Annotated in this window: 20 protein-coding genes; 9 read left to right on the forward strand and 11 right to left on the reverse strand. The window is 51.7% G+C overall.

From position 1 onward, the window contains the following. Positions 1–4: 4 nt before the first annotated feature. Positions 5–673, reverse strand: a complete 669-nt coding sequence (folE, locus tag BZK42_RS06200; RefSeq protein WP_003027410.1) for a GTP cyclohydrolase I FolE — start codon at positions 671–673, stop codon at positions 5–7. Positions 674–995: 322 nt separating this feature from the next. On the opposite strand from folE, the gene fghA reads away from it, so the two are divergent. Further along, a complete protein-coding gene (gene fghA / locus BZK42_RS06205; protein WP_046275454.1) occupies positions 996–1,832 on the forward strand; it encodes an S-formylglutathione hydrolase in 837 nt (278 codons plus the stop codon). 348 nt (positions 1,833–2,180) lie between these two features. Next, positions 2,181–4,166: a ligand-gated channel protein gene (locus BZK42_RS06210; RefSeq protein WP_016156980.1), complete on the forward strand. Its 1,986-nt coding sequence runs from the start codon at positions 2,181–2,183 to the stop codon at positions 4,164–4,166. A gap of 65 nt (positions 4,167–4,231) precedes the next feature. On the opposite strand, the gene lysP is transcribed toward BZK42_RS06210, so the two are convergent. Both lysP and yieE read right to left on the reverse strand, forming a co-directional pair. Next, a complete protein-coding gene (gene lysP / locus BZK42_RS06215) occupies positions 4,232–5,701 on the reverse strand; it encodes a lysine-specific permease (RefSeq protein ID WP_016153724.1) in 1,470 nt (489 codons plus the stop codon). A gap of 203 nt (positions 5,702–5,904) precedes the next feature. Beyond that, positions 5,905–6,777 (reverse strand): DNA-binding transcriptional regulator YeiE, encoded by an 873-nt coding sequence (gene yieE, locus BZK42_RS06220; RefSeq protein WP_016153725.1) that lies wholly within the window; start codon positions 6,775–6,777, stop codon positions 5,905–5,907. A gap of 244 nt (positions 6,778–7,021) precedes the next feature. On the opposite strand from yieE, the gene BZK42_RS06225 reads away from it, so the two are divergent. The 3 genes from BZK42_RS06225 to BZK42_RS06235 all read left to right on the forward strand — a co-directional run bounded on the left by BZK42_RS06225 (position 7,022) and on the right by BZK42_RS06235 (position 10,091). Next, positions 7,022–8,071: a YeiH family protein gene (locus BZK42_RS06225; RefSeq protein ID WP_016153726.1), complete on the forward strand. Its 1,050-nt coding sequence runs from the start codon at positions 7,022–7,024 to the stop codon at positions 8,069–8,071. Positions 8,072–8,142: 71 nt separating this feature from the next. Then, entirely contained in the window at positions 8,143–9,000 is an 858-nt protein-coding gene (gene nfo, locus BZK42_RS06230) for a deoxyribonuclease IV (RefSeq protein ID WP_080858907.1), read from the forward strand. Between the two features lie 2 nt (positions 9,001–9,002). After that, positions 9,003–10,091 carry a sugar kinase gene (locus BZK42_RS06235; protein ID WP_046275458.1) on the forward strand — a complete coding sequence of 363 codons (1,089 nt, stop codon included), beginning with the start codon at positions 9,003–9,005 and terminating at the stop codon, positions 10,089–10,091. A 43-nt stretch (positions 10,092–10,134) separates the two neighbouring features. On the opposite strand, the gene BZK42_RS06240 is transcribed toward BZK42_RS06235, so the two are convergent. The 4 genes from BZK42_RS06240 to hypT all read right to left on the reverse strand — a co-directional run bounded on the left by BZK42_RS06240 (position 10,135) and on the right by hypT (position 14,561). Further along, positions 10,135–11,385, reverse strand: coding sequence for a NupC/NupG family nucleoside CNT transporter (locus BZK42_RS06240; protein WP_080858908.1), 1,251 nt, complete (start codon positions 11,383–11,385; stop codon positions 10,135–10,137). A gap of 96 nt (positions 11,386–11,481) precedes the next feature. Continuing rightward, the gene (locus tag BZK42_RS06245) at positions 11,482–12,417 is read right to left on the reverse strand and encodes a pseudouridine-5'-phosphate glycosidase (protein ID WP_080858909.1); all 936 of its coding nucleotides are present in this window, start codon (positions 12,415–12,417) and stop codon (positions 11,482–11,484) included. Beyond that, positions 12,405–13,346, reverse strand: a complete 942-nt coding sequence (locus tag BZK42_RS06250) for a pseudouridine kinase (RefSeq protein ID WP_016153731.1) — start codon at positions 13,344–13,346, stop codon at positions 12,405–12,407. The genes BZK42_RS06245 and BZK42_RS06250 overlap by 13 nt, the downstream gene beginning before the upstream one ends. A gap of 303 nt (positions 13,347–13,649) precedes the next feature. Next, positions 13,650–14,561 carry a hypochlorite stress DNA-binding transcriptional regulator HypT gene (hypT, locus tag BZK42_RS06255; RefSeq protein ID WP_080858910.1) on the reverse strand — a complete coding sequence of 304 codons (912 nt, stop codon included), beginning with the start codon at positions 14,559–14,561 and terminating at the stop codon, positions 13,650–13,652. Between the two features lie 353 nt (positions 14,562–14,914). Between hypT and cuyB the strand changes: the two genes are divergently transcribed. Together cuyB and BZK42_RS06265 are read left to right on the forward strand one after the other, a co-directional pair. Next, on the forward strand, positions 14,915–15,634 hold the full coding sequence (gene cuyB, locus BZK42_RS06260) for a cysteate racemase (RefSeq protein WP_016153734.1): 720 nt from the start codon (positions 14,915–14,917) through the stop codon (positions 15,632–15,634). A 76-nt stretch (positions 15,635–15,710) separates the two neighbouring features. Further along, a complete protein-coding gene (locus BZK42_RS06265; RefSeq protein ID WP_053390083.1) occupies positions 15,711–17,009 on the forward strand; it encodes an anaerobic C4-dicarboxylate transporter in 1,299 nt (432 codons plus the stop codon). Positions 17,010–17,087: 78 nt separating this feature from the next. On the opposite strand, the gene fruA is transcribed toward BZK42_RS06265, so the two are convergent. From fruA to fruB, 3 genes are read right to left on the reverse strand one after another with little or no spacing between them, the layout of a single operon-like run. Then, the gene (gene fruA, locus BZK42_RS06270) at positions 17,088–18,776 is read right to left on the reverse strand and encodes a PTS fructose transporter subunit IIBC (protein ID WP_016153736.1); all 1,689 of its coding nucleotides are present in this window, start codon (positions 18,774–18,776) and stop codon (positions 17,088–17,090) included. Positions 18,777–18,792: 16 nt separating this feature from the next. Beyond that, positions 18,793–19,731, reverse strand: a complete 939-nt coding sequence (gene fruK / locus BZK42_RS06275; protein WP_003834544.1) for a 1-phosphofructokinase — start codon at positions 19,729–19,731, stop codon at positions 18,793–18,795. Further along, positions 19,731–20,861: a fused PTS fructose transporter subunit IIA/HPr protein gene (fruB, locus tag BZK42_RS06280; RefSeq protein WP_049042010.1), complete on the reverse strand. Its 1,131-nt coding sequence runs from the start codon at positions 20,859–20,861 to the stop codon at positions 19,731–19,733. The genes fruK and fruB overlap by 1 nt, the downstream gene beginning before the upstream one ends. 368 nt (positions 20,862–21,229) lie before the next feature. Here fruB and setB point away from each other — a divergent pair, with 368 nt between their 5' ends. Beyond that, on the forward strand, positions 21,230–22,411 hold the full coding sequence (gene setB / locus BZK42_RS06290; protein ID WP_080858911.1) for a sugar efflux transporter SetB: 1,182 nt from the start codon (positions 21,230–21,232) through the stop codon (positions 22,409–22,411). Here the strand turns inward: setB and BZK42_RS06295 are convergent. Then, the gene (locus tag BZK42_RS06295) at positions 22,408–22,662 is read right to left on the reverse strand and encodes a YkgJ family cysteine cluster protein (protein WP_049281985.1); all 255 of its coding nucleotides are present in this window, start codon (positions 22,660–22,662) and stop codon (positions 22,408–22,410) included. The two genes, setB and BZK42_RS06295, sit on opposite strands and share 4 nt — an antisense overlap. Before the next feature lie 157 nt (positions 22,663–22,819). Between BZK42_RS06295 and yeiP the strand changes: the two genes are divergently transcribed. Further along, positions 22,820–23,392 (forward strand): elongation factor P-like protein YeiP, encoded by a 573-nt coding sequence (yeiP, locus tag BZK42_RS06300; RefSeq protein ID WP_016153740.1) that lies wholly within the window; start codon positions 22,820–22,822, stop codon positions 23,390–23,392. Positions 23,393–23,429 lie beyond the last annotated feature (37 nt).

Genomic DNA, 23,429 nt, shown 5'->3' on the forward strand with positions numbered 1-23,429 from the left:
CTAATCAGTTGTGATGACGTACTGCGCGCAGGAATTCCTGACGCGTGTTCTGGCTGGACTTAAACAATCCGCCAAGAGAAGTGGTCGTGGTCGCACTGGTCGCATCGCGAATGCCACGCGCTTTCACACAGTAATGTACCGCATCAATCGACACCGCCACATTATTCGTCCCGAGCAGCGTTTGCAGCGCGGTGAGAATTTGCTGGGTGAGACGTTCCTGAACCTGCGGACGCTGTGCGAAAAACTGCACAATGCGGTTAATCTTCGACAGACCAATGACCGAATCTTTTGGGATATACGCCACCGTCGCTTTGCCATCGATAGTAACAAAGTGGTGTTCGCAGGTGCTGGTCAGCGTGATATCGCGAACCGTGACCATCTCGTCCACCTTCATTTTGTTTTCAATGACGGTAATTTTCGGGAAGTTGGCGTAGTCGAGGCCGGAGAAAATCTCATCGACATACATTTTCGCAATGCGATGCGGAGTTTCCATCAAACTGTCATCGCTCAAATCGAGATTGAGCAACTGCATAATCTCGGTCATATGGCCCGAGATAAGACGTTTGCGCGTTTCGTTATCCATCTCTTGCACGGGCGGACGTAGTGGCGTTTCAAGACCACGCGCGACCAGCGCTTCATGAACCAGGGCCGCTTCTTTACTGAGTGATGACATTTCTTCTTCTCCTGCAGGTGGGGCGCCTCTGCCCTGCATGGGGCAAAGTTTTTAGGCTGTGTCACAGCCAGAACATTGTGCGTGAGGCGGCGCACATAATCCAGTATTCACCGCGATAATTATTGAAATTGGCACAGCCTTTCAGCGTAGCTGATTTCACTTGTCGTTCTACCCGGCGACGTCGAGTGTTAATGTAAAGTTATATAGATGATGAAGTATGTTTGCTCAATGCGGAAGTGAAAGTTGCTCACAGTGCCATGAATAATCTGTATTATGGTGAGTTCGCAAACATATTCAGGTTCAACACAACAAGGAGCCCCGCATGGAAATGCTTGAAGAGCACCGCTGTTTTGAAGGCTGGCAGCAACGCTGGCGTCACGACTCCGCCACGTTAAATTGCACCATGACCTTCAGTATTTTTCTTCCTCCCCCGCGCGATAACACCCCGCCTCCGGTGCTGTACTGGCTGTCGGGTCTGACATGCAATGATGAAAACTTCACGACTAAAGCCGGCGCACAACGCATCGCGGCTGAGCTGGGCATTGTACTGGTGATGCCGGACACCAGTCCGCGCGGCGAACAGGTTGCCAATGATGATGGCTACGATTTAGGCCAGGGGGCGGGATTTTACCTCAATGCTACCCAACAGCCATGGGCAACGCATTTTCGCATGTATGACTATCTGCGTGATGAGCTGCCGGCACTGATTCAATCGCAGTTTAACGTCAGCGATCGCTGCGCCATCAGTGGACACTCCATGGGCGGTCACGGCGCATTGATTATGGCGCTGAAAAATCCCGGGAAATACACCAGCATTTCCGCCTTTGCACCGATCGTAAATCCTTGCCGCGTTCCGTGGGGGGAGAAGGCTTTTAGCGCGTATCTGGGTGATGATAAATCACGGTGGGCCGAGTGGGACAGCTGCGAGTTAATGTTGGCCAGCAAGCCCGCAGACGCGATTCCGACGCTTATTGATCAGGGAGACAGCGATCAGTTTCTCGCCGATCAGCTGCAACCCGCGGTGCTGGCCGAAACGGCCCGTCAAACCGCATGGCCAATGACGCTACGCATCCAGCCCGGTTACGACCATAGCTATTACTTTATTGCGTCGTTTATTGAGGATCACCTGCGCTTCCACGCCCAGTATTTGTTGAAGTAACGCCTGAGTGAGGGCGCCAGCCCTCTTCATTTCTCCATCATTCCTTCACTTTTTCTCCTTTTTTCTTTCTCCACTATCCTATTGATTTAAAAAGCATTACCCTCAAAACAAGATCAAACACAAATGATTTCGATTATCATTTGTGTTTACAAACATTCATACTTTTGTACAATCCATTCGCTTCTTTACTGAAAAGAGTCCTTAAAAGACAAATACATACAATTGTCATGGCCTTTCACATGACGCGCTGATCGTTACCCTAAATAATTCGAGTTGTATGAACGCGCGTAGCCACGCATCTGCAACTTGAAGTATGCCGGGTAAATTCATTTAAATGGAATGATACAAATGACTATACCTCACGTTAAGGCTGTAGCTGCCGCAGTATGCGTCGCCAGTCTCCCATCACTCGGGCATGCCGCTGAACAAGACACCGTGGTGGTTACCGCCACCGGCTTCGAACAGAAAATTCAGGACGCCCCCGCTTCGATATCTGTTATTACCAAGCAGCAGATTGAGGACAAAGCCTATCGCGATGTTACCGATGCGCTAAAAGATGTCCCTGGCGTCGTCGTCACCGGCGGGGGTAGCAGCAGCGATATCAGTATTCGTGGTATGGCTTCGCAATACACGCTCTTCCTGGTCAACGGTAAACGCATCAGCACACGCGGCACACGTCCTAACAGCGACAACTCAGGTATTGAGCAAGGTTGGCTGCCGCCACTGGAATCCATCGAGCGTATCGAGGTAATCCGTGGCCCAATGTCATCTCTGTACGGCTCCGATGCGATGGGCGGCGTCATTAACGTCATCACCAAGAAAGTGTCGAATACCAAAGCCTGGACCGGCTCGCTGCACGGCGATGCCACTTTCCAGGAAGACAGAGACTCCGGCGATATTTATCAGACCAACGCCTATGCGTCTGGGCCACTGATTGACGGATTACTCGGCGCAAAAGTGACCGGATTATTCTCTCATCGGGCGGAGGACAAAATACTCAATGGCTACAATGAACAGCGTATGCGTAACGGGGGCTTAACCCTGAACTTTACGCCAGATGATAAAAATGACATCGACTTCGATTACGCACGTGAACTGCAGGATCGCGACAGCACGCCAGGCAAATCCATGGCCGAGGAAAGCTGCCGCAACGGAAGCTGCAAGCCCAACAGTAAAAGCGAAAACAAGTATGTGCACACAACGTATTCACTAACCCACAGCGGTTATTACGACGACTTCAACTCCACCAGCTATGTCCAGCAGGAAGAGACCGAAAACCCAGGTCGCCAGATGAAGTCCTACAACACGATTTTCAATAACCAGAACCAGGTCTTCCTTGGGGCGCACACCCTGACGTTAGGCGGGCAATACCGTTATGAAAAACTGAGTGATAACGGCAACCAGCTGCAAGCTGCTGATGGACTGAACAAACTGACCCGCTGGAGCTGGGCGCTGTTTGCTGAAGATGAGTGGGCCGTTACCGATACCTTCACGCTGACTGGCGGTCTGCGTATGGATAAAGATGAAAACTACGGCGACAACTGGACGCCGCGCGGTTATGGCGTATGGCATCTGAGCGATCAATGGACCTTAAAAGGCGGCGTTTCAGCGGGCTATCGCGCACCGGATCTGCGCCAGTCGTCTGCCAGTTGGGGGCAGGTCACCGGCGGCGGTAGACTGAACGGCATCATTGTCGGCAACCCGGACCTGAAGCCGGAGAAAAGCCTCAGCGAAGAGATCGGTTTACTGTGGGATAACGGCAACGATCTCAACGCGGGCGTCACGCTGTTCAATACTGACTTCAAAGACAAAATCACCGAAGTGCGCCGCTGTAACAGCAGCTCCGATCCGGCCTGTACCATCGGCAATACCCACTATGACTTCGTCAGCGATCGCGTTAACGTCGATAAAGCCAATATGCGCGGCGTAGAATCCACTTTCGGCTGGAAGATGACTTCCGACATCAACTGGACGGCGAATTACACTTACACGGAATCTGAACAGAAAAGCGGTCAGTTCTCCGGTCAGCCATTGAACAAAATGCCAAAGCATATGTTCAACACCACGCTGGACTGGCAGGCCACGCAGGATCTCGGTTTCTGGAGCCGTCTGAATCTGCGCGGGAAAACGTCTGAATACCTGAGCCGTACCTCCATGGCGCAGGGCACCCCGTCCTATACTCAGGTCGATGTTGGTTTGCGCTACTATGCTAACAAAGATCTGCTGATGACCGCTGGCGTGTATAACGTGCTGGATAAGCAAATCGATTACGATACCTACGACACTGTTCTCGATGGTCGTCGTTACACGGTTGGCCTGACTTACAGCTTCTAAGTCTGGCGCAATAAAAAAACCCCGGCACTCATCATGCCGGGGTTTTTGTTATGCTTTTTATACTGTTATTTCTTCACGCGATCCGGGAATTTCATTTCGCTGTAGCGAACAAAATGAGTTCCTTTCGCCAGCTTATAGCCAAACCAGATAATCAGGAACAGCGGGATACCGATATAGGTTGCCATCACGCCGCCCCAGTCAATGCTATCTTTCAGGAACGCTTCGTAGTTCTGGCCCAGAGTGATAATCAGGCACAGCACAAAGGCGAAGATCGGACCCAGCGGGAAGAAGCCAGAACGGTACGGCAGATCCTTAACATCGTGACCCTGCAACACATAACCGCGACGGAAGCGATAGTGGCTAATCGCGATCCCCAGCCAGGCGATAAAGCCCGTCATCCCTGAGGTGTTCAGCAGCCAGAGGTACACGGTCTGGTTACCAAACATCGAGGTCAGGAAACACAGCCCCGCCACCACAGTCGTCGCATACAGCGCGTTACGCGGTACACCGCCACGAGACAGTTTGCCGAAAATACGCGGCGCTTTACCGTCGCATGCCAGGGTGTAAAGCATACGCGTGGAGGCATACATCCCGGAGTTACCCGCTGACAGTACCGCCGTCAGGATAACCGCGTTCATTACTGCTGCGGCTGACAGCAGACCCGCATGCTGGAATACCAACGTGAACGGGCTAACGCTGATGTCTTTCACATCGTTGCGCAGCAGGCTCGGATCGGTGTACGGGATAATCAGGCTGATAATCAAAATCGCGAACACATAGAACAGCAGGATTCGCCAAAACACCTGACGCACCGCACGTGGAATGTTCTTTTCAGGATCTTCAGATTCGCCTGCCGCGATACCAATCAGCTCAGTTCCCTGGAAGGAGAAGCCGACGATCATCGCCACGCCAATCATAGCGGCAAAACCCCCGGCAAACGGTGCATCACCGGTCGTCCAGTTGCTCCAGCCCACTGGCTGAGTGCCTTTGAAGATACCGAAAATCATCATCACGCCAACCACGATGAAGATAATTACAGTGGTAACTTTGATCAGCGAGAACCAGTATTCCGCTTCACCAAATCCGCGAACGGAAATGTAGTTCAGCAGGAAGATAACGCCGAGGAACAGTGCGCTCCAGATCCAGCCCGGCGTGTCCGGGAACCACCAGCTCATCACCAGTTGTGCGGCCACCAGGTCAACGGCAATCGTTACCGCCCAGTTGTACCAGTAGTTCCAGCCCAGCGCGAAGCCAAAGCCTTCTTCTACGTAGTTTTGACCGTAAGTGGAGAACGAGCCGGAAACCGGCATATAGGCAGCCAGTTCACCGAGGCTGGTCATCAGGAAGTACACCATCAGACCGATCAGGATATAAGAGAACAACGCGCCGCCAGGACCCGCCGCAGAAATAGTTGCACCAGATGCAACGAAAAGACCTGTACCGATGGAGCCTCCAATGGCAATCATCGTCAGGTGACGCGCCTTCAGTTCACGACGTAGCGTGGGCGCTTCTGTGGTTTTAGTTTCGGAAACCATGTGAAAATGCTATCCATCCAAAAAATGAGGCGCGATTGTAGCAGACGAAATGGCATTCTTCCGGCACAAATGCGCTGTTATAAGAGACCTTCATGACTGGCCGCGGATTATAAGTAAAGCAGAAAACGGGCGGCACAAGGCGGTTAAGACGTTACAGCCATTATGGATAGGGTGGCCTGACGAGAGTTAGCGCGCTATTCGCCCTACTCAACCTGGTCGCTGTAATATAAAAAACGCGTAATGGCATTGGAGATATGTTTTTGCCGGTGATGAACGCGCCAGAGAGTGCGCACTAAACGCGGTAGTGGCACGGTAACTTCGCTCAGCGTCCCTGCCTGTAACTGCTCCGCAATGACCCGACGCGACAAACAGCTGATCCCGAGACCATGGCGCACCGCATGCTTAATGGCCTCGGAGTTACCCAACTCCATCGCCATCTGAAATCTTGGCAGATGAGACAGCAGCAGGTAATCCACCAGTTCACGCGTACCCGATCCTCGCTCACGCAGGATCCACGGCGAAGCAGCCAGCTGTTCCAGCGTAACGGGCCCCTTTGTGAGCGGTGACGACGGTGCGGCAAACACCACCAGTTCGTCCTCCAGCCACGGTTCAGAGATGATTTCCGTACTGTGACACGGCCCTTCAATCAGCCCGATGTCTACCCGAAAATCCAGCACCGCATTGATCACGTCCTGGCTGTTGCCCACGCTAAGCTCCAGCGGTAAATCGGGGAAGTCCTGCCGATAACGGGCGATCATAGCGGGCAGAATATAATTACCGATGGTGCTACTGGCATAGACCCGAATGGCGCCATTATCTTTGCGAAAAAGCTGTTCGATTTCGGTCGTTTGCTCAAGTAACGCCAGCGCGCGCGGATAAAGCAAGCGTCCGTGTTCGTTAACCACCAGCCGTTTGCCAACACGGTCAAACAGTTGCACGCCAAGTTGCCCTTCCAGATCGGTAAGCGCCGCACTCACCGCCGACTGCGACAATGCCAGCATGACAGATGCCTGGGTTGTTGAGCCGCTTTTTAGTACCTCAGCAAACACTTCAAGTTGTCGCAGGGTGATATGCATAGTCGTTTTCCACCGGATAGCCGTTACTTATACCCTAAATAATTCGAGTTGCAGGAAGGCGGCAAGAGAGAGCATCCCCCGGAGCGTACTTAAGTACGTGACTGGGGTGAACGAGCGCAGCCAACGCACATGCAACTTGAAGTATCACGGGTATACCACTTATATAGATTAATTATAAATATATAATCAATTTTATTTTTAAACCACTTCGCCTTACTCTTTTACCCAGATAAAGGAGAAGGATATGACAGAACTCACCTTACAGACTCATCGTCGTACAGCGTGGCATTTTATTCCGGGACTTGCCCTGAGTGCAGTTATCACTGGGGTCGCCTTATGGGGAGGATCCATTCCCGCCGTCGCAGGTGCCGGGTTCAGCGCTCTCACCTTAGCCATCTTATTGGGGATGATTCTCGGCAACACCGTCTATCCGCACATCTGGAAAAGCTGTGACGGCGGCGTGCTGTTCGCGAAACAACATTTATTACGTCTGGGGATTATCCTCTACGGTTTCCGCCTCACCTTCGCGCAAATTGCTGACGTCGGCGTCAGCGGTATCGTGATTGATGTGTTAACGCTAAGCAGTACCTTTATGATTGCCTGTTTCCTGGGGCAGAAAGTATTTGGTCTGGACCGTCACACCAGCTGGCTGATTGGCGCGGGTAGCAGCATTTGTGGTGCCGCCGCCGTGCTGGCAACCGAACCAGTGGTGAAAGCAGAAGCCAGTAAAGTGACCGTCGCTGTCGCCACCGTGGTTATCTTCGGTACTATCGCTATCTTCCTGTATCCGGCGATGTATCCGTTGCTTTCACACTGGTTTAGCCCAGAAACCTACGGCATTTACATTGGCTCCACCATGCATGAAGTTGCACAGGTTGTGGCTGCCGGGCACGCCATTAGCCCGGATGCGGAAAACGCCGCGGTTATTGCCAAAATGCTGCGCGTCATGATGCTGGCACCGTTCCTTATCCTCCTGGCCGCACGCGTTAAACAACTGTCTCCGGCCACGGGCGGTGAGAAGAGCAAAATAACCATTCCATGGTTTGCCATCCTGTTCATTGTGGTCGCAATTTTTAACTCGTTCCACCTGCTGCCACAGTCAGTAGTGAACATGCTGGTAACGCTGGACACCATTTTGCTGGCAATGGCGATGGCGGCCCTGGGGTTGACCACGCACGTTAGCGCGCTGAAAAAAGCTGGTGCCAAACCGTTACTGATGGCCCTGCTGCTGTTTGTCTGGCTGATTGTGGGTGGCGGTGCGATTAACGTCGCTATCCACGCGCTGATGGCATAAACGATCACGACTCACCTCTATTAACCCGCTATACTCTCCCTTTTTGTATTTGAGTATGGCGGGTTAAATTTATGAAATATATCGGAGCGCACGTAAGCGCCGCTGGCGGTCTGGCTAACGCCGCTATTCGAGCCGCAGAAATCGAAGCGACCGCATTCGCCCTGTTCACCAAAAATCAGCGCCAGTGGCGTGCCGCGCCGCTGACCACCGAAATCATTGATGATTTTAAATCTGCCTGCGAGAAGTATCACTATACTGCCGCCCAGATCCTGCCTCACGACAGTTACCTGATTAACCTCGGTCATCCGGTTAGCGATGCGCTGGAAAAATCACGTGATGCGTTTATAGATGAAATGCAGCGCTGTGAAATGCTGGGCTTATCCTTGCTGAATTTTCACCCGGGCAGCCATCTGATGCAGATCCCGGAAGATGAGTGTCTGGCGCGCATTGCCGAATCCATCAACATCGCCCTTGCTCAGACCCAGGGCGTTACGGCAGTTATCGAAAATACCGCCGGACAAGGCAGCAACCTTGGATTTAAGTTTGAGCACCTTGCCGCCATTATCGACGGCGTCGAAGATAAGTCCCGCGTCGGCGTCTGTATTGATACCTGCCATGCCTTCGCGGCCGGTTACGATTTGCGCTCCGTCGAGGAATGCGAAAAGACGTTTGCGGAATTTGAACGTATTGTCGGCTTCAGGTACCTACGCGGTATGCACCTGAACGACGCCAAGAGCGCATTTGGCAGTCGAGTTGACCGTCACCACAGCTTAGGTGAAGGCAATATTGGCCACGATGCCTTCCGTTGGATCATGCAGGACAATCGTTTTGACGGCATTCCGCTGGTGCTGGAAACGATTAATCCGGATATCTGGGCAGAAGAGATTGCCTGGCTGAAAGCCCAGCAAACAGAAAAAGCGGTGGCATAAGCATGAACGACAGGGAAAAGCAGATCCTTAAGATCCTGCGTCGCAATCCGTTGATTCAGCAGAATGAAATCGCCGATATTTTGCAGATCAGCCGTTCACGCGTCGCTGCGCATATTATGGATTTGATGCGTAAAGGCATGATCAAAGGTAAAGGTTATATCCTTACCGAACAGGATTATTGCGTGGTTGTCGGGGCGATCAATATGGATATTCGTGGTGTTGCTGACATCCACTATCCTCAGGCTGCCTCTAACCCTGGTAGCATTCACTGCTCGGCAGGCGGCGTGGGACGTAACATCGCCCACAACCTGGCGCTGCTGGGCCGTGACGTCCACTTAATTTCCGCTGTTGGCAGTGATTTCTATGGCGAAACATTGCTGGAACAAACGCGTCAGGCCGGTGTTAACGTTTCCAGTTGCATACGCCTGCATGGACATAACACCTCAACTTACCTGTCGATCGCTAATCAGCAGGAAGAGACCGTACTGGCAATTAACGATACCCATATCCTGCAACAATTGACGCCGCAGTTACTGAACAGTTCGCGAGATTTGATCCGCCATTCCGGTGTCGTACTGGCAGATTGCAATCTGACTGCCGAAGCCATTGAGTGGGTCTTTACTATTGCTGATGATATTCCGGTATTCATTGACACCGTTTCAGAGTTCAAAGCGGCAAAAATGAAGACCTGGTTTACGCGTATTCATACGCTAAAACCAACGCAGAAAGAGCTGGCGATTTTGTGGGGTCAACCTATTCATTCAGATGCCGATCGCGTACTGGCCGTCAATAGTCTCCATCAGCAAGGGGTAAAACGAATCTTTGTTTGCCTGGAAGATGAATCCGTTTTTTGCAGCGAAAAGGACGGAGAACAGTTTTTACTGACGCCTCCTGAGCATACGGTTGTAGACAGTTTTGGCGCCGACGATGCTTTTATGGCGGGATTGCTGTACAGCTTTCTGGAAGGTAGTGAATTTCATGAAAGCGCTCACTTTGCCATGGCCTGCGCGGCATTATCGCGAGCCAGCGTCAGCATCAACAACCCAACCCTCTCAGCAGATAACGCCTTGTATTTGCTGCAAACTGCTTAAATGTAATGCCGGATGGCGCTACGCGTATCCGGCATTATTTTCGCTATGCCAGCCCAATAAAGAAACCGGCTATAGTGGCGCTCATCAGGTTTGACAGCGTTGCTGCTGCCAGCGCGCGCATGCCAAGCTGCGCGATTTCCGGGGCACGCTGTGGCGCTATCGCCGAAAATGCCCCGACGACAACGCCAATCGAACCAAAGTTAGCGAAACCGCACAGCGCAAACGAGATAATCGCAATGGTCTTCACATCCAGCGTTCCACCCGTTTGCAGATACGGCGAGAAGTTGAGATAAGCGACAAACTCATTAATCGCCAGCTTCTGTCCGATCAAGCTGCCTGCCAGCGTCGCATCGCTCCAGTCCACACCCATAATCCACGCCAGCGGGGCTAGCGCATAGCCAAAGATCCCTTCCAGAGTGGCGTGACCAAAGCCAAACCACCCACCAATTCCGCCAATAATGCCGTTAATCAGCGCGATAATGGCGACAAATGCCATTACGACTGTCGCCACGCCAGCAGCAATTTTCAGCCCGGTCATCGCTCCGCTCGCCGCTGCTTCGATGATGCTTTTCGGTGGCGTTTCAGTAAATGACAGGTTCTCAAAGGTGACGCGAGATTCTTCAGTTGCCGGACTCAGCATACGCGCGAACAAAATACCGCCAGGGATTGCCATCAACGATGCCGCCAGCAAATAGTCAATCGGAACGCCCATTCCGGCGTAACCAATCATCATTGAGCCAGCAATCGAGGCCATCCCGCTACAAATAGCGGTAAACAGCTCATTGCGATTCAGGCGGTCAATAAACGGCTTCACGATCGCCGGGATCTCGTTTTGCCCGAGGAAAATCGTCGTTACGGCGACAAATGACTCGATCTTACTGATGTTCAGCGCTTTCTGGAAAATACCGCCGAGGATGCGGATCAACAGCCCCATCACGCCAATGTAGTAGAGAAGACTGATCAGTGCGGTCACAAAAATGATGGCCGGTAGCACCCGAAAAGCGAAGATAAACCCGGCTCCGTCAAACAGCACATCCATTTTTGGCCCAACCAGGGAGCCAAAGATAAATGCGCTTCCCGCGTCACTATATGACATCACCTTGTGGACACCGAACGCAGCCTGTTCAACCAGCCATTTTCCCGGCGGGAAGTACAGCATAATGCCGCCGATTGCGATTTGCAGTACCAGTGCAGCCCCGACCGTGCGCAGACTTATACGTTTTTTATTTACTGACAGCAGAAACGCGATGGCCAGTAATACCACCATACCCACAACACTTCTCATTATATCCATAATGAAATTCCCTTCATGCCAGGAAACCCGGCGTTATCGCCAGGTTTTGGTAGGTTTGATATTCGCGGGCGACCGCATTCTGCCCGGGAAATTCTGTCAGACGAGGCGCTGATACTCCTTCGCAATTTCACAGGCCAGTACCGCATTGTTGAACACCAGCTGAATATTTGATTTCAGGCTGTCACCACCGGTCAGCTCTGCAACCCGCGCTAACAGGTACGGCGTACTCTCTTTGCCCACGATGCCCTGATCTTCCGCTTCTTTTACCGCCCGATCGATTGCCGCATTAATTTTCTCTTCGGCCATCGCAAACTGCTCTGGGATGGGGTTCGCAACAACCAGACCGCCGTCGAGACCCGTTTGCCATTTCACCGCCATGGCACGGGCAATCTCTTTCGCACTGTCCAGACGGATGCTGACCTCAAACGGACTGGTACGGCAGAAAAATGCTGGCAACGCGTTGGTTTGATAACCAATTAACGGCACACCAAAGGTTTCTAAATATTCAGTAGTTAAGCCGAGATCAAGAATAGATTTCGCCCCGGCACAAATTACCGTGACATTGGTATGCGCCAGTTCTTGCAGATCCGCGGAAATATCAAAGGTATGTTCAGCACCACGATGAACCCCACCTATTCCCCCTGTCGCAAATACTTTAATTCCCGCCAGTGCGGCAATAATCATGGTTGAGGCAACAGTCGTTGCACCATTTTTTCCTGCCGCGACCACAAACGGCAAATCACGACGACTTACTTTCGTAACGCTATGACCTTCTCGCCCAAGCAGCTCAATTTCATCTTTGCTTAAACCAACTTTCATTATTCCGCCAATAATGGCAATGGTCGCAGGAACCGCACCGTGTTTACGAATAGTTTCTTCTACTTCAATCGCTGTCTGGGCATTCTGCGGAAATGGCATACCATGAGAAATAATGGTTGATTCAAGTGCAACAATCGGCTTCTTACTGTTTAATGCTTCCTGTACTTCTGGAGATATTTGTAATAATTCAGAGGAAAGAGTTAATTCAGACATTCTGTGTTCTCCACTAATGAGCTTACATTCGCAACAGACAAATCAGGGTTATTGGTATATTCACAGGCTAACGCCATTGATGAACAACCCTGCGCAAATCGAACCGAATCAATAAAGGGCATGCCGTCTACCCAGCAGGAAGCCAGTCCAGCCATCATTGCATCGCCAGCCCCGGTAACATTAATGACGTGAGTTTTAATCGGCAGCGACCAACCACGACTCCCCGCAATATCACTGTAATAAACACCGTCACCGCCCATGCTGAGCACCAGCCTATTTAAGCCGCGATCATGAAACCAGGCGGCGACTTTACCCACGTCATCACGCCCGGAAAGCGCAATACCGCTTAGCGTTTCGGCTTCAAGCCGGTTGGGTTTAAGAGTGTGAATTTGTCCAAGCCGCTCGCGAATTTTGACGCATTTCCATGCCGATACCGGGTCAACAAACACCGGAACCTCTCCGGCATTTTCCAGCACCCATGCCAGGGCATCTTCACTGATATTGCAATCGGCGACGATGACTTTCGCCTGCCGAATAAAATCATGATGCTGTGATAAAAAATCTGCTGAAATATGTTCGGTAATGCTCATATCATTAATGGCAACCAACATTTCACCGGTGTTATCAAGCAATGATAAATAACTGGACGTATTCTCTCCGGGAACGATAAGACACTTATCAACATGAACTCCGGATTGATTGGTTTGCGCCAATAACGATTGTCCATAAAAATCATTACCAACCGCCGTCAGTAACCATGAATTTTTCCCCAGCAGCGCGAGATTATGTGCAATGTTACGTCCAACTCCGCCGGGGGTGAATTTTATCTTTCCTGGATTCGAATCCGCATAATTTAGAGAAGCATGCGAATACCCAGCAACATCCATATTGGCCGAGCCAATAGTTACTATGTATTCCTTTTCACGCATAGCACGTCCCCTGGCAATTAACTTGCCAAAAATGAGTTCGTTAAAAATAACCAACGCCACACATCAGGTTATTAGAGCACATGTTCACTATCAAACACATGTTCATAGTAAGCGTGTTTTTGACAAAGTAAATCCATATTCAAGATCTAAACTCAATAGATATGAACAGAATCACAATTTTTTATAGATACAGTCTGTAAAGGAAAGAGAAAATGAGAGGTAGTACACAATTCAAGCAGTCTAAAGAGTTTAACTCCGGCATAACCGGAGATTTTTCAGATGCGCCAGACGATCCGGTTCGTATCAACTGAGCGAAACAAGGTCCTCTGGCATATGGTTGTACAAAATCCGCCAGAAGTGCTCAGCCGTTTTATTCAACCGGGTATCCATTCGGTAAATATAAGCCTGAATAGGCACCATCAGTTCCGGCGTCTGCAGACAAACCAGCCGCTTTTCGCGCAGTTCGTTTACGATAGTCCACGCCGGCAGCCAGGCGATACCATGCCCATCCAATGCCATATTTTTTAATAACTCACTCATCGAAGACATAAACAGCGTTCGGGCTGAAATGCCGCCTACTTCCGCCAGATGACGGTTTACCAATCTTCCCATGTAGGATGTGCTGGTATAGTTCAGAATCGGTGCCTGCGACTGATAGATATCAAACAACGCCTTACCCTGCGCATCAGCAGCACACACGGGGTACAGTTCAGACTCAAAAACCTTCAAGCTGCAGAAAGGTGACTGCATTAAATCTTCATCCCGAAAGGAGATAATAAAATCGCTTTTCCCCTCGCGCAGAGTATTCACCGCCTGAACAACATCAATAGCTTCAACATGATAGACAAACTCCTCACCCCAGGCCGCCATTGAGTGCACCAATCTGGGCAACATCGTCAGCGACAGAGAATGTGCCGCCGCTATTTTGATATTGGGTACACCCAGTAAATTGTGGCCGCTTAGCTCATCCAGATTACATTCCAGCTGTTGCAACAAACTACGGGTTTGCGAATGAAATAGCTTGCCCTCCTCCGTGAGTTGCAGTGGGCTCGTTGTGCGATCAAAAAGCAGCACACCCACGGCTGATTCGAGCGCCTTGATCCGCCGGCTAAATGCCGGTTGGGATATGTTGCGCTCCTCAGCCGCCTGGGAAAAATGACGGCATGCCTCCAACGTCAGAAAGTCATATAACCATTTTGTCTCAATATTTTTCATGCTTATCACGCGGATATTTAAATATGCCTATTAGCCTTAAAGCATCATGCCTGAATAGTTCCGAAGATGACATTCATCATTAGCGCCTGGTGATTCGTTTTTTGCATCAAGGCTTCATCTTTAACATTAACATACTTCTCTCCCTATCGGTTACGACCGCTTGTCCGCCGTGTAACGCGGAGCCTCTGGCCGAATACCGGCCTACTGAGGTTACACAATAAACCACAGTCATGCGGTTTTTGCATTGAACCATACATTATTGCATTTCTCCTCAAGTCTCACTGCTGTTAAACATTATCAGCAGACACACCCCGGCTCTGAATATTAATTATCGGTGAATTGAGGTATATATCGTGAAAGGTTTAATTGGCGTGCTTGGTGGTATGGGACCTGCTGCAACGGTCGATCTGTTTAATAAATTCGTCACTTTTACCGCTGCGCAACGTGACCAGGAACATATCCCCTTAATTATTTCATCTATTCCTGACATTCCTGACAGAACCGACGCGTTAATGCATCATGGCCATTCCCCACTTCCGGCAATGCGCGATTATATGCATAAACTCGAAGATGCTGGCGCCGAGTGTATTGTGATCCCCTGTAACACCGCCCACTTTTGGTTTAATGAATTAAAAGCGTGCTGCCATACAGAGCTGCTCAGTATCGTTGAAACGACCATCAATGAGGTTAAAAACTGCGGGAAATCGCAAATCGGATTACTCGCCACCAACGCCACTTTATACATGGGCCTCTATCAAAAAGGCATAGAATCTCTTGGGTTAACCTGCATCAGCCCTGACTCATCCAGTCAGGAAAAAGTGATGGAAAGCATCTATTGCTTAAAAGCTGGTGATGCTAAGCGGGCGCAAACGCTGATGAATGAACAAGCTGAAGCACTCTTCTCACGCGGGGCACAAGTCATCGTGCTCGGATGTACTGAAGTTCCTGTCATTCTTGCCGAAGCAGTCAACAAGTCACCTGAGAAATATATTGATTCAACCGGTTCGTTGGTTCGTGCCGGTATTAAATGGTACGAGAAACGCGTGGGTAAAAATCACCTTTTGGCACAATGAATGTCCATACCTGTTTAATTGTTGCATTAAATAAAAATCCATTTTAATTACAAATTACTCTCTGGCGGAGGCCATTATGATTTGGCTAGAAATTATCGTAGTGTTGGGCGCAATATTTTTCGGTATCCGCCTTGGCGGAATTGGTATTGGTTTATGCGGCGGGCTGGGGCTGGCTATTTTAACGCTGGGGTTTGGGCTGCAAATTGGTTCACCACCCGTTGACGTTATTCTTATTATTATGACGGTGGTGGTGGCGGCATCGGCGCTACAGGCCGCCGGAGGCATGGATTATCTGGTTCGCATTGCCGGTAATTTTATGCGCCGTAACCCTAAATATATCAATATTATTGCGCCGATTATCACCTGGTCGATGACGATTATGGCGGGAACAGGGTTCATCGTCTTTTCTACTCTGCCGGTGATTGCCGAAGTTGCCAAAGAGTCAGGTATTCGCCCTTCCCGTACGCTCGCAGGGTCCGTAGTCGCTTCTCAGGTGGCGATATCCGGTTCACCGATCAGTGCCGCAATGGCCGCTATGCTGACTATTATGGAAGGCAACGGTATCAGCTTTATTCAGGTTATGGCGGTATGTCTGCCTGCCTCATTTGTCGCTGCGATGGTCGCTGCTTTTATCGCCTCACGTCAGGGATGTGAGCTACAGGATGATGAAGTCTATCTGGAACGCCTGCAAAAAGGACTGGTGCGTAAATATACAGGGCAAAACAGCACAACGCCAGGTGCCAGACTGTCAGTCGCCCTGTTTATGCTGGCAACGGTGGTCATCGTTATTCTTGCCGCATGCCCTCAATTGCGCCCTGGATTCGATGCAGGTAACGCAATGAATACCCGGGATATTATCATTATCTGCATGCTAGCTGCCGCGTGTCTGATGGTGGTGCTATGCAAAACATCAACAGACGCGATTGTCCTGACATCCACGTTTCGCGCGGGTATGAGTTCGTTGGCTGTGATTCTGGGGATTGTTACGCTGGGCACAACCTTCATTGATGCCCACTTAACGGGGATAAAGGATATCGCGGGCGATATTCTACGGGCTTATCCGATGCTGTTGGCGCTGGTGCTGTTTGGTACCTGCGCGCTTCTCTATTCGCAGGGAGCCACCACGCCGCTGATTATCCCTCTTGCCGTCGCGCTCGGCGTACCTACATGGGCCATTCTGGCTTCCTATGTCGCAGTGACCGGCGTGTTTGTTCTGCCAACTTATCCGACTTCGCTGGCGGCAATGGAGTTCGACACCACCGGGACAACGCGCGTGGGTAAGTATGTCTTAAACCATCCGTTTATGTTGCCAGGGCTTGGCGGGATCATTGCTGGCGTTGCCTTTGGTTTTATCATCGCGCCAATGATTGCCTGAACCGGTTAACACTACCGGGCAGATTTAATGGATAAAAAAAGGGGCAGAGAAATCTCTGCCCCGGATGTCAGCGTTAAATCAGGCCGCCTTTGCCACAACCTCTGCTTCCGGGCGTTTCAGCACCGCGTAGGAGAGACCGGCTACCAGCGTACCGGCAATAATGGCCAGCAGGTATCCAACCACCGGAGTGATTGCGCCAGGGATTAACAGCACGAACAGACCGCCGTGCGGCGCCATCAGCTTAGCCCCCACCGCCATCGAGATAGCTCCGGTAATCGCGCCGCCAACGATACAGCAAGGCAGAACGCGCATCGGGTCACGGGCAGCAAATGGGATAGCCCCTTCGGTAATAAAGCACAGGCCCAGTACCAGCGCAGCTTTACCGCCTTCCTGCTGCGCTTTGTCGAACTTACGACGCGCCACCAGCGTTGCCAGCCCCAGGGCCAGCGGAGGCACCATACCCGCCGCCATAATCGCCGCCATCGGCGCGTAGGTTTGCGTACTAAGCAGGCCCACACCGAAAGCATACGCCGCTTTGTTAACCGGACCGCCCATATCGGTACACATCATGCCGCCCAGAATCGCCCCAAGCAGCACCGCGTTCGCGGTTCCCATGGTTTGCAGCCAGTGGGTCAGACCTTCCAGAATGCCCGCCACTGGTTTACCGATCAGGTAGATCATGGCCAGACCAACCACCAGGCTTGAGAGCAGCGGAATGATCAGGATCGGTTTCAGCGCTTCCATACTCTGCGGGAGTTTCAGCTTCGTGCTGATGAGCTTCGCCACATAACCGGCAAGGAAACCGGCAATAATCCCGCCAATAAAGCCGGAACCGGTGCTCACCGCCAGCATACCGCCGATAAGACCAGGCGTCAGACCCGGACGGTCAGCGATGGAAAACGCGATGTAGCCCGCCAGAACCGGCACCATCAGCGCGAAAGCTGAACCACCGCCAATCTGCATCAGCGCCGCCGCCAGCGTACCCTGCTCCTTGAACGCTTCGATACCAAAAGCGAATGAGAGTGCAATACACAGACCGCCAGCAACCACCATCGGCAGCATGTAGGATACGCCCGTCAGCAGGTGACGATACGCGCCAGCGCTCTCTTTCTTACCTTCAGTGGTTGCAGACTGCGCTTTGCCGGCTGGCTGGTACGGCGTTGCTTCTTCCAGCGCTTTATCCAGCTCCTGCTTCGTTTTCTTCAGCGCAAGGCCAGTAGAAGTACGGTACATTGGTTTTCCGGCAAACTTCGCCAGATCAACTTCAATGTCAGCCGCCACAATCACCAGATCCGCCTGAGCCACCTCTTCCGGCGTAATGGCATTGCCTGCGCCAACAGAACCACGGGTTTCAACCTTCACCCACCAGCCACGTTTTTTCGCTTCTGTTTCAATAGCTTCAGCGGCCATAAACGTATGGGCAACGCCAGTTGGACAAGCCGTCACCGCCACCACGCGTTTTGGACCGCTACTGGCCACGGACGCTGTCGCAACCGGAGCGCTATAAGGTTTTGCGTGGCCTTTCGCTTCGCTGAGGAAAAGTTCAGGATGCGCAACCGCACGACCAATATCGCCCAGCCAGACTTTTTTGCCGTTCAGCGAACTGTCGGCAGGAAGCGTGTCGCCCAGAACAATTGCCAGTTCGGCATCATTAGGATTATCAATAATTTCCAGATGTGCTTTCTGCGCCGCCGCTCCAAGCAGGGTTTTCGCCATATAAGCGCGAGCCTGGCCGAGATTAGCGTCAATAATCAGCAGCGTTTTCATTATGCCTCTCCTGCTGTCAGTTAAACGGTTTTAAGTCGACACGCGCCATCATTGCGGCCAACTGAGGACGATCGGTAATGCCCACATTGCTTTGGCTTACCGCCAGGGCGGCAACAGCGGTTGCCAGACGCAGGGTGTGTTCACTGGATTCACGCATCAGCAGGCCGTAAATCAGGCCGCCAACCATTGAATCACCCGCGCCTACGGTGCTTACCACCTCGACTGACGGCGGTTTAGCAATCCACTCACCCGAAGCGTTAACCCACAGCGCACCTTCCGCGCCAAGTGAAATCACCACGTGAGCAATACCCTGCTCGCGCAACGCATGTGCAGCTTCAATCACATCTTTCATTTCTGGCAGCTTACGGCCTGCCCAGATTTCCAGTTCACGACGGTTTGGTTTCACCAGCCACGGTGCCGCTTTCAGACCGGCCACTAATGCTTCACGACTACTATCAAAGATAATGCAAGGACACTGACTGCGCAGGCGCGTCATCCAGTCGGTGAATGCTTCCGGGCTAACGCCGGTCGGCAAACTGCCGCTGACGCACACCATGTCGAACTGGCCCAGCCAGCTCAGCGAGTCATTCACAAAGCGTTCCCAGTCAGCCGGGGTGACTTCAAAGCCGGAGAAATTGAAATCGGACACTTCGCCGTCTTTTTCGGTCAGCTTGACGTTGATACGGGTACGCCCCTGTACAACCTGAAAACGGTTGGCGATACCCAGTTCGCTGAACAACTGCTGAAAACCATCCTGGTTGTCTTTACCGAGGAAACCACCCACCGTTACATCGATACCTAAATCTTTCAGAACCTTAGCGACGTTAATCCCTTTCCCTGCCGCGTGAAGACCGGTCGTTTTAACCAGGTTCACTTCACCGCGTTCAATTTCCGGGCAGAAACCCACCAGATCGTAGGCTGGGTTAAGGGTGATAGTAGCAACACGTCTGCTCATTACGCGCCCTCCCCAAGACCCGCCGCGATGGCTTCGCCAATCGCTTTCAGCGCCTGTTCAGCATCTTCACCCTGGGCGGTAAAGCGCAGGTGATGTCCTTTCTTCACGCCTAATGCCACAACTTTCATCAGACTGCGTCCATTCGCCGGCTTGCCGGTTCCATCAAGATTTGTCACGGTAATTTCACTGTTAAATTGTTTAATCGTATTCACCAGCATGGTGCCCGGGCGGGCGTGTAAACCATGCTCATTGCGCACAATAAATTCGGCGCTCAGTACATCATCAGTTAAGGCATCATCGCTGGTCAGCAGCGCCAGCACCGTTGCCGCATCGGCTTTCAACAAACGGTCAGCTTTATTATTCAGCAGCAGATCGCCAAGGCGCTTCAGCACCGCAACCGGTTGTTCGTCATTCATGGCGACGGTCACCAGCAGGGCTGCCGCTTCACCTTGTACATCGAACGCTGTTGCTGCGCGGCTGACCGCAATGGCGCTGCGCACATTGCCTTCAGCACAGTCATTCAGCCAGATCCCCTGACCGAGATTCATCGGTTGCTCATTAATGGCTCTGGCCACAAAGGTGGCGTCAACCGCGCCGACCTCTTTCAGCCGTGCGGCGTTGAGAGCCTGCAGCGTGACCAGCGAGTTGGCAACGACGTCCAGCGACAGCGTTTCGTTATCAAGCTTCAGCTGTTCGCTTTGCTTTTCCCCCATCAGCAACGCGCGCAACTCTTCCGCCGTGGTCGCAGATTTCAGCTGTTCAGCGACGGAGTCATCGCTCAGCACATGCGTCAGCTGACGCAGTAAACCGAGGTGCTCATCAGAGCTGGCGGCGATGCCGATTGCCACATAAGCAACCTGCCCTTCACCCCAGATCACGCCCTGCGGAAACTGAAACACCTGCACGCCGGTTTTCAGCACCCGATCGCGCGTGTCCGTCGTACCGTGAGGAATAGCAATACCGTTGCCGAGGAACGTGGACGTCTGTTGTTCACGCGCCAGCATGCCATCGACGTAGCCTTCCGCTACGTTACCTGCCAGCACTAAGGCAGCGGCAACCTGGCGAATAGCCTCTTCTTTATTCCCGGCCTGTTCGCCCGGGTGAATATCCTGAACAGATAACTGGAACATGGTTCTCCTCTCCCGCTGATTTGAAACGATTCAGCTAACATGAGAAAAAAGGCGTCACCTGACTCCATCAGTTATGGCGAGATGACGCTGAAACGTTTCAAGAAGTCTTGCTCTTTTTTCTTCAGCACACAAGTAAAGTTGACAAATTACTTGCTGAATTTAGAGATAACGCACATTTTCTCCGCGGAGGAGAAAAAATTGCTGACGCAAAAACGGCGTCAGCCTGTCAGATTCAGCAGCGTCAGCAAACTGCTTTCTCTGACTGAAATGCTATTTTGATTTTTGATGCCGATTTTGATTTGGCTCCCTGTTTATTTTCTGACAAGCAGCGTAAACTCCGCGTCTCTTCACATTATTGATATCAAAACATGCACAACACCCCCGTAGCCGCCACACCCAAGGCGTTTGATTTAACGTCTTCGGCGTTCCTGCTTGTCGCGTTTCTGACGGGTATCGCCGGTGCGTTGCAGACGCCAACGCTCAGCCTTTTTCTGACGGATGAAGTCCATGCCCGTCCCGGCATGGTCGGGTTCTTTTTTACCGGTAGCGCCGTAATCGGCATTTTGGTGAGTCAGTTTCTGGCCGGACGTTCGGATAAAAAAGGCGATCGCAAAAACCTGATTGTGTTTTGCTGCGTGCTGGGGATGTTGGCCTGCGTGCTGTTCGCCTGGAACCGTAACTATTTTATTCTGCTGTTTGTCGGGGTATTCCTCAGCAGTTTTGGTTCGACCGCCAACCCGCAAATGTTTGCTCTCGCCCGCGAGCACGCCGACCGTACGGGTCGGGAAGCCGTCATGTTCAGTTCAATATTACGTGCGCAGGTTTCGCTGGCCTGGGTGATTGGCCCGCCGCTGGCCTACGCGCTGGCCATGGGGTTTAGCTTTACGGTGATGTACCTCAGCGCGGCGGTGGCGTTTGTTGTCTGCGGCGTAATGGTCTGGCTGTTCTTACCCTCGATGAGTAAAAATGTGCCTCTCGCGACAGGCGCGGTAGAAGCCCCGCGCCGCAATCGACGCGACACGCTGCTGCTGTTTGTTATCTGCACATTAATGTGGGGGACTAACAGTCTCTATATCATTAATATGCCGTTGTTTATTATCAACGAACTGCATCTGCCGGAAAAGCTGGCGGGCATCATGATGGGAACTGCCGCGGGGTTGGAAATCCCAACCATGTTGATTGCCGGATACTTCGCGAAGCGTCTGGGCAAACGCCTGTTGATGAGAATCGCCGTTGTCGCCGGATTTTTCTTTTATGCCGGCATGCTGTTGGCCCACTCTCCGGCGATATTGCTTGGCTTACAGCTGCTGAACGCGATTTACATCGGCATCCTCGGCGGGATTGGCATGCTCTATTTCCAGGATCTGATGCCGGGACAAGCGGGTTCAGCCACAACTCTCTATACAAATACCATTCGCGTGGGCTGGATTATTGCCGGATCGTTGGCGGGTATTGCCGCTGAAATCTGGAACTATCACGCGGTATTCTGGTTTGCGTTGATGATGATCGTCGCCACCGTCGCGTGTCTGACGCGCATCAAAGACGTTTAAGGTGCGGTCAGCGCCTCGAGCTCAATGAGATAGACCATGGCCTGGTGCGTCGTCTGTCCGCACATTTCCGCACTGGGCTGTAAACCGGCGCACACTTTTGGCCGCAGAGGCGAAGCAAAAATTTTACAACGCAGGGATTCATCCAGCTGAACGCATGGTGTATTAGCGGGCTTGCCATCAGGCATGCCGGGGATGGCACTGGAAATTGAAGGCGCGGTGCAACATGCACCACAATCCGGACGGCATTCCATACAGTACTCTCTTTATCGTAAACCATCGGATTGTGCAGGAAGCGCACAGTAACACCTTTTGGGCACCAGCAAAAGCATCAATTCCGCTTGCCTGAATGCCCCGGCGCGAGTAGTTTTACGCGATATTTTAGACACTCCTCATTACAGGATTTTTTCGATGCCAAGAGCGAACGAAATTAAAAAAGGTATGGTACTGAATTACAACGGCAAACTGCTGATTGTAAAAGATATTGATATTCAATCACCAACCGCACGTGGCGCCGCCACGCTGTACAAAATGCGTTTTTCTGATGTTCGTACCGGTCTGAAAGTTGAAGAGCGCTTCAAAGGTGATGACATCGTTGATACCGTCACCCTGAGCCGTCGTGGCGTTGATTTCTCCTATGTCGATGGCAACGAATACGTCTTCATGGATAAAGAAGACTATACCCCGTATACCTTCACCAAAGACCAGATCGAAGAAGAATTGCTGTTCATCCCGGAAGGCGGAATGCCGGATATGCAGGTACTGACCTGGGACGGCCAGCTGCTGGCGCTTGAACTGCCGCAAACGGTAGACCTGGAAATCGTTGAAACGGCTCCGGGCATTAAAGGCGCGTCAGCAAGTGCACGTAACAAACCAGCGACCATGAGCACCGGTCTGGTTATCCTGGTTCCTGAATATCTGAGTGCAGGTGAAAAAATCCGTATTCATATCGAAGAACGTCGCTACATGGGCCGCGCAGACTAACTTTTCTGCTGCGACAGCGGTGAAAAGGGACAGCATT

Source organism: Citrobacter braakii (assembly GCF_002075345.1).
Lineage (GTDB): Bacteria > Pseudomonadota > Gammaproteobacteria > Enterobacterales > Enterobacteriaceae > Citrobacter > Citrobacter braakii.

Coding starts and splice junctions, on each gene's coding strand:
- folE (WP_003027410.1), bottom strand. CDS start 673: ATGTCATCACTCAGTAAAGAAGCGGCCCTGGTTCATGAAGCGCTGGTC.
- fruA (WP_016153736.1), bottom strand. CDS start 18,776: ATGAAAACGCTGCTGATTATTGACGCTAATCTCGGCCAGGCTCGCGCT.
- yieE (WP_016153725.1), bottom strand. CDS start 6,777: ATGCATATCACCCTGCGACAACTTGAAGTGTTTGCTGAGGTACTAAAA.
- BZK42_RS06250 (WP_016153731.1), bottom strand. CDS start 13,346: ATGCGTGAAAAGGAATACATAGTAACTATTGGCTCGGCCAATATGGAT.
- hypT (WP_080858910.1), bottom strand. CDS start 14,561: ATGAAAAATATTGAGACAAAATGGTTATATGACTTTCTGACGTTGGAG.
- BZK42_RS06210 (WP_016156980.1), top strand. CDS start 2,181: ATGACTATACCTCACGTTAAGGCTGTAGCTGCCGCAGTATGCGTCGCC.
- fghA (WP_046275454.1), top strand. CDS start 996: ATGGAAATGCTTGAAGAGCACCGCTGTTTTGAAGGCTGGCAGCAACGC.
- BZK42_RS06245 (WP_080858909.1), bottom strand. CDS start 12,417: ATGTCTGAATTAACTCTTTCCTCTGAATTATTACAAATATCTCCAGAA.
- BZK42_RS06235 (WP_046275458.1), top strand. CDS start 9,003: ATGAACGACAGGGAAAAGCAGATCCTTAAGATCCTGCGTCGCAATCCG.
- lysP (WP_016153724.1), bottom strand. CDS start 5,701: ATGGTTTCCGAAACTAAAACCACAGAAGCGCCCACGCTACGTCGTGAA.
- yeiP (WP_016153740.1), top strand. CDS start 22,820: ATGCCAAGAGCGAACGAAATTAAAAAAGGTATGGTACTGAATTACAAC.
- fruK (WP_003834544.1), bottom strand. CDS start 19,731: ATGAGCAGACGTGTTGCTACTATCACCCTTAACCCAGCCTACGATCTG.
- setB (WP_080858911.1), top strand. CDS start 21,230: ATGCACAACACCCCCGTAGCCGCCACACCCAAGGCGTTTGATTTAACG.
- nfo (WP_080858907.1), top strand. CDS start 8,143: ATGAAATATATCGGAGCGCACGTAAGCGCCGCTGGCGGTCTGGCTAAC.
- BZK42_RS06295 (WP_049281985.1), bottom strand. CDS start 22,662: ATGGAATGCCGTCCGGATTGTGGTGCATGTTGCACCGCGCCTTCAATT.
- BZK42_RS06225 (WP_016153726.1), top strand. CDS start 7,022: ATGACAGAACTCACCTTACAGACTCATCGTCGTACAGCGTGGCATTTT.
- fruB (WP_049042010.1), bottom strand. CDS start 20,861: ATGTTCCAGTTATCTGTTCAGGATATTCACCCGGGCGAACAGGCCGGG.
- BZK42_RS06265 (WP_053390083.1), top strand. CDS start 15,711: ATGATTTGGCTAGAAATTATCGTAGTGTTGGGCGCAATATTTTTCGGT.
- BZK42_RS06240 (WP_080858908.1), bottom strand. CDS start 11,385: ATGGATATAATGAGAAGTGTTGTGGGTATGGTGGTATTACTGGCCATC.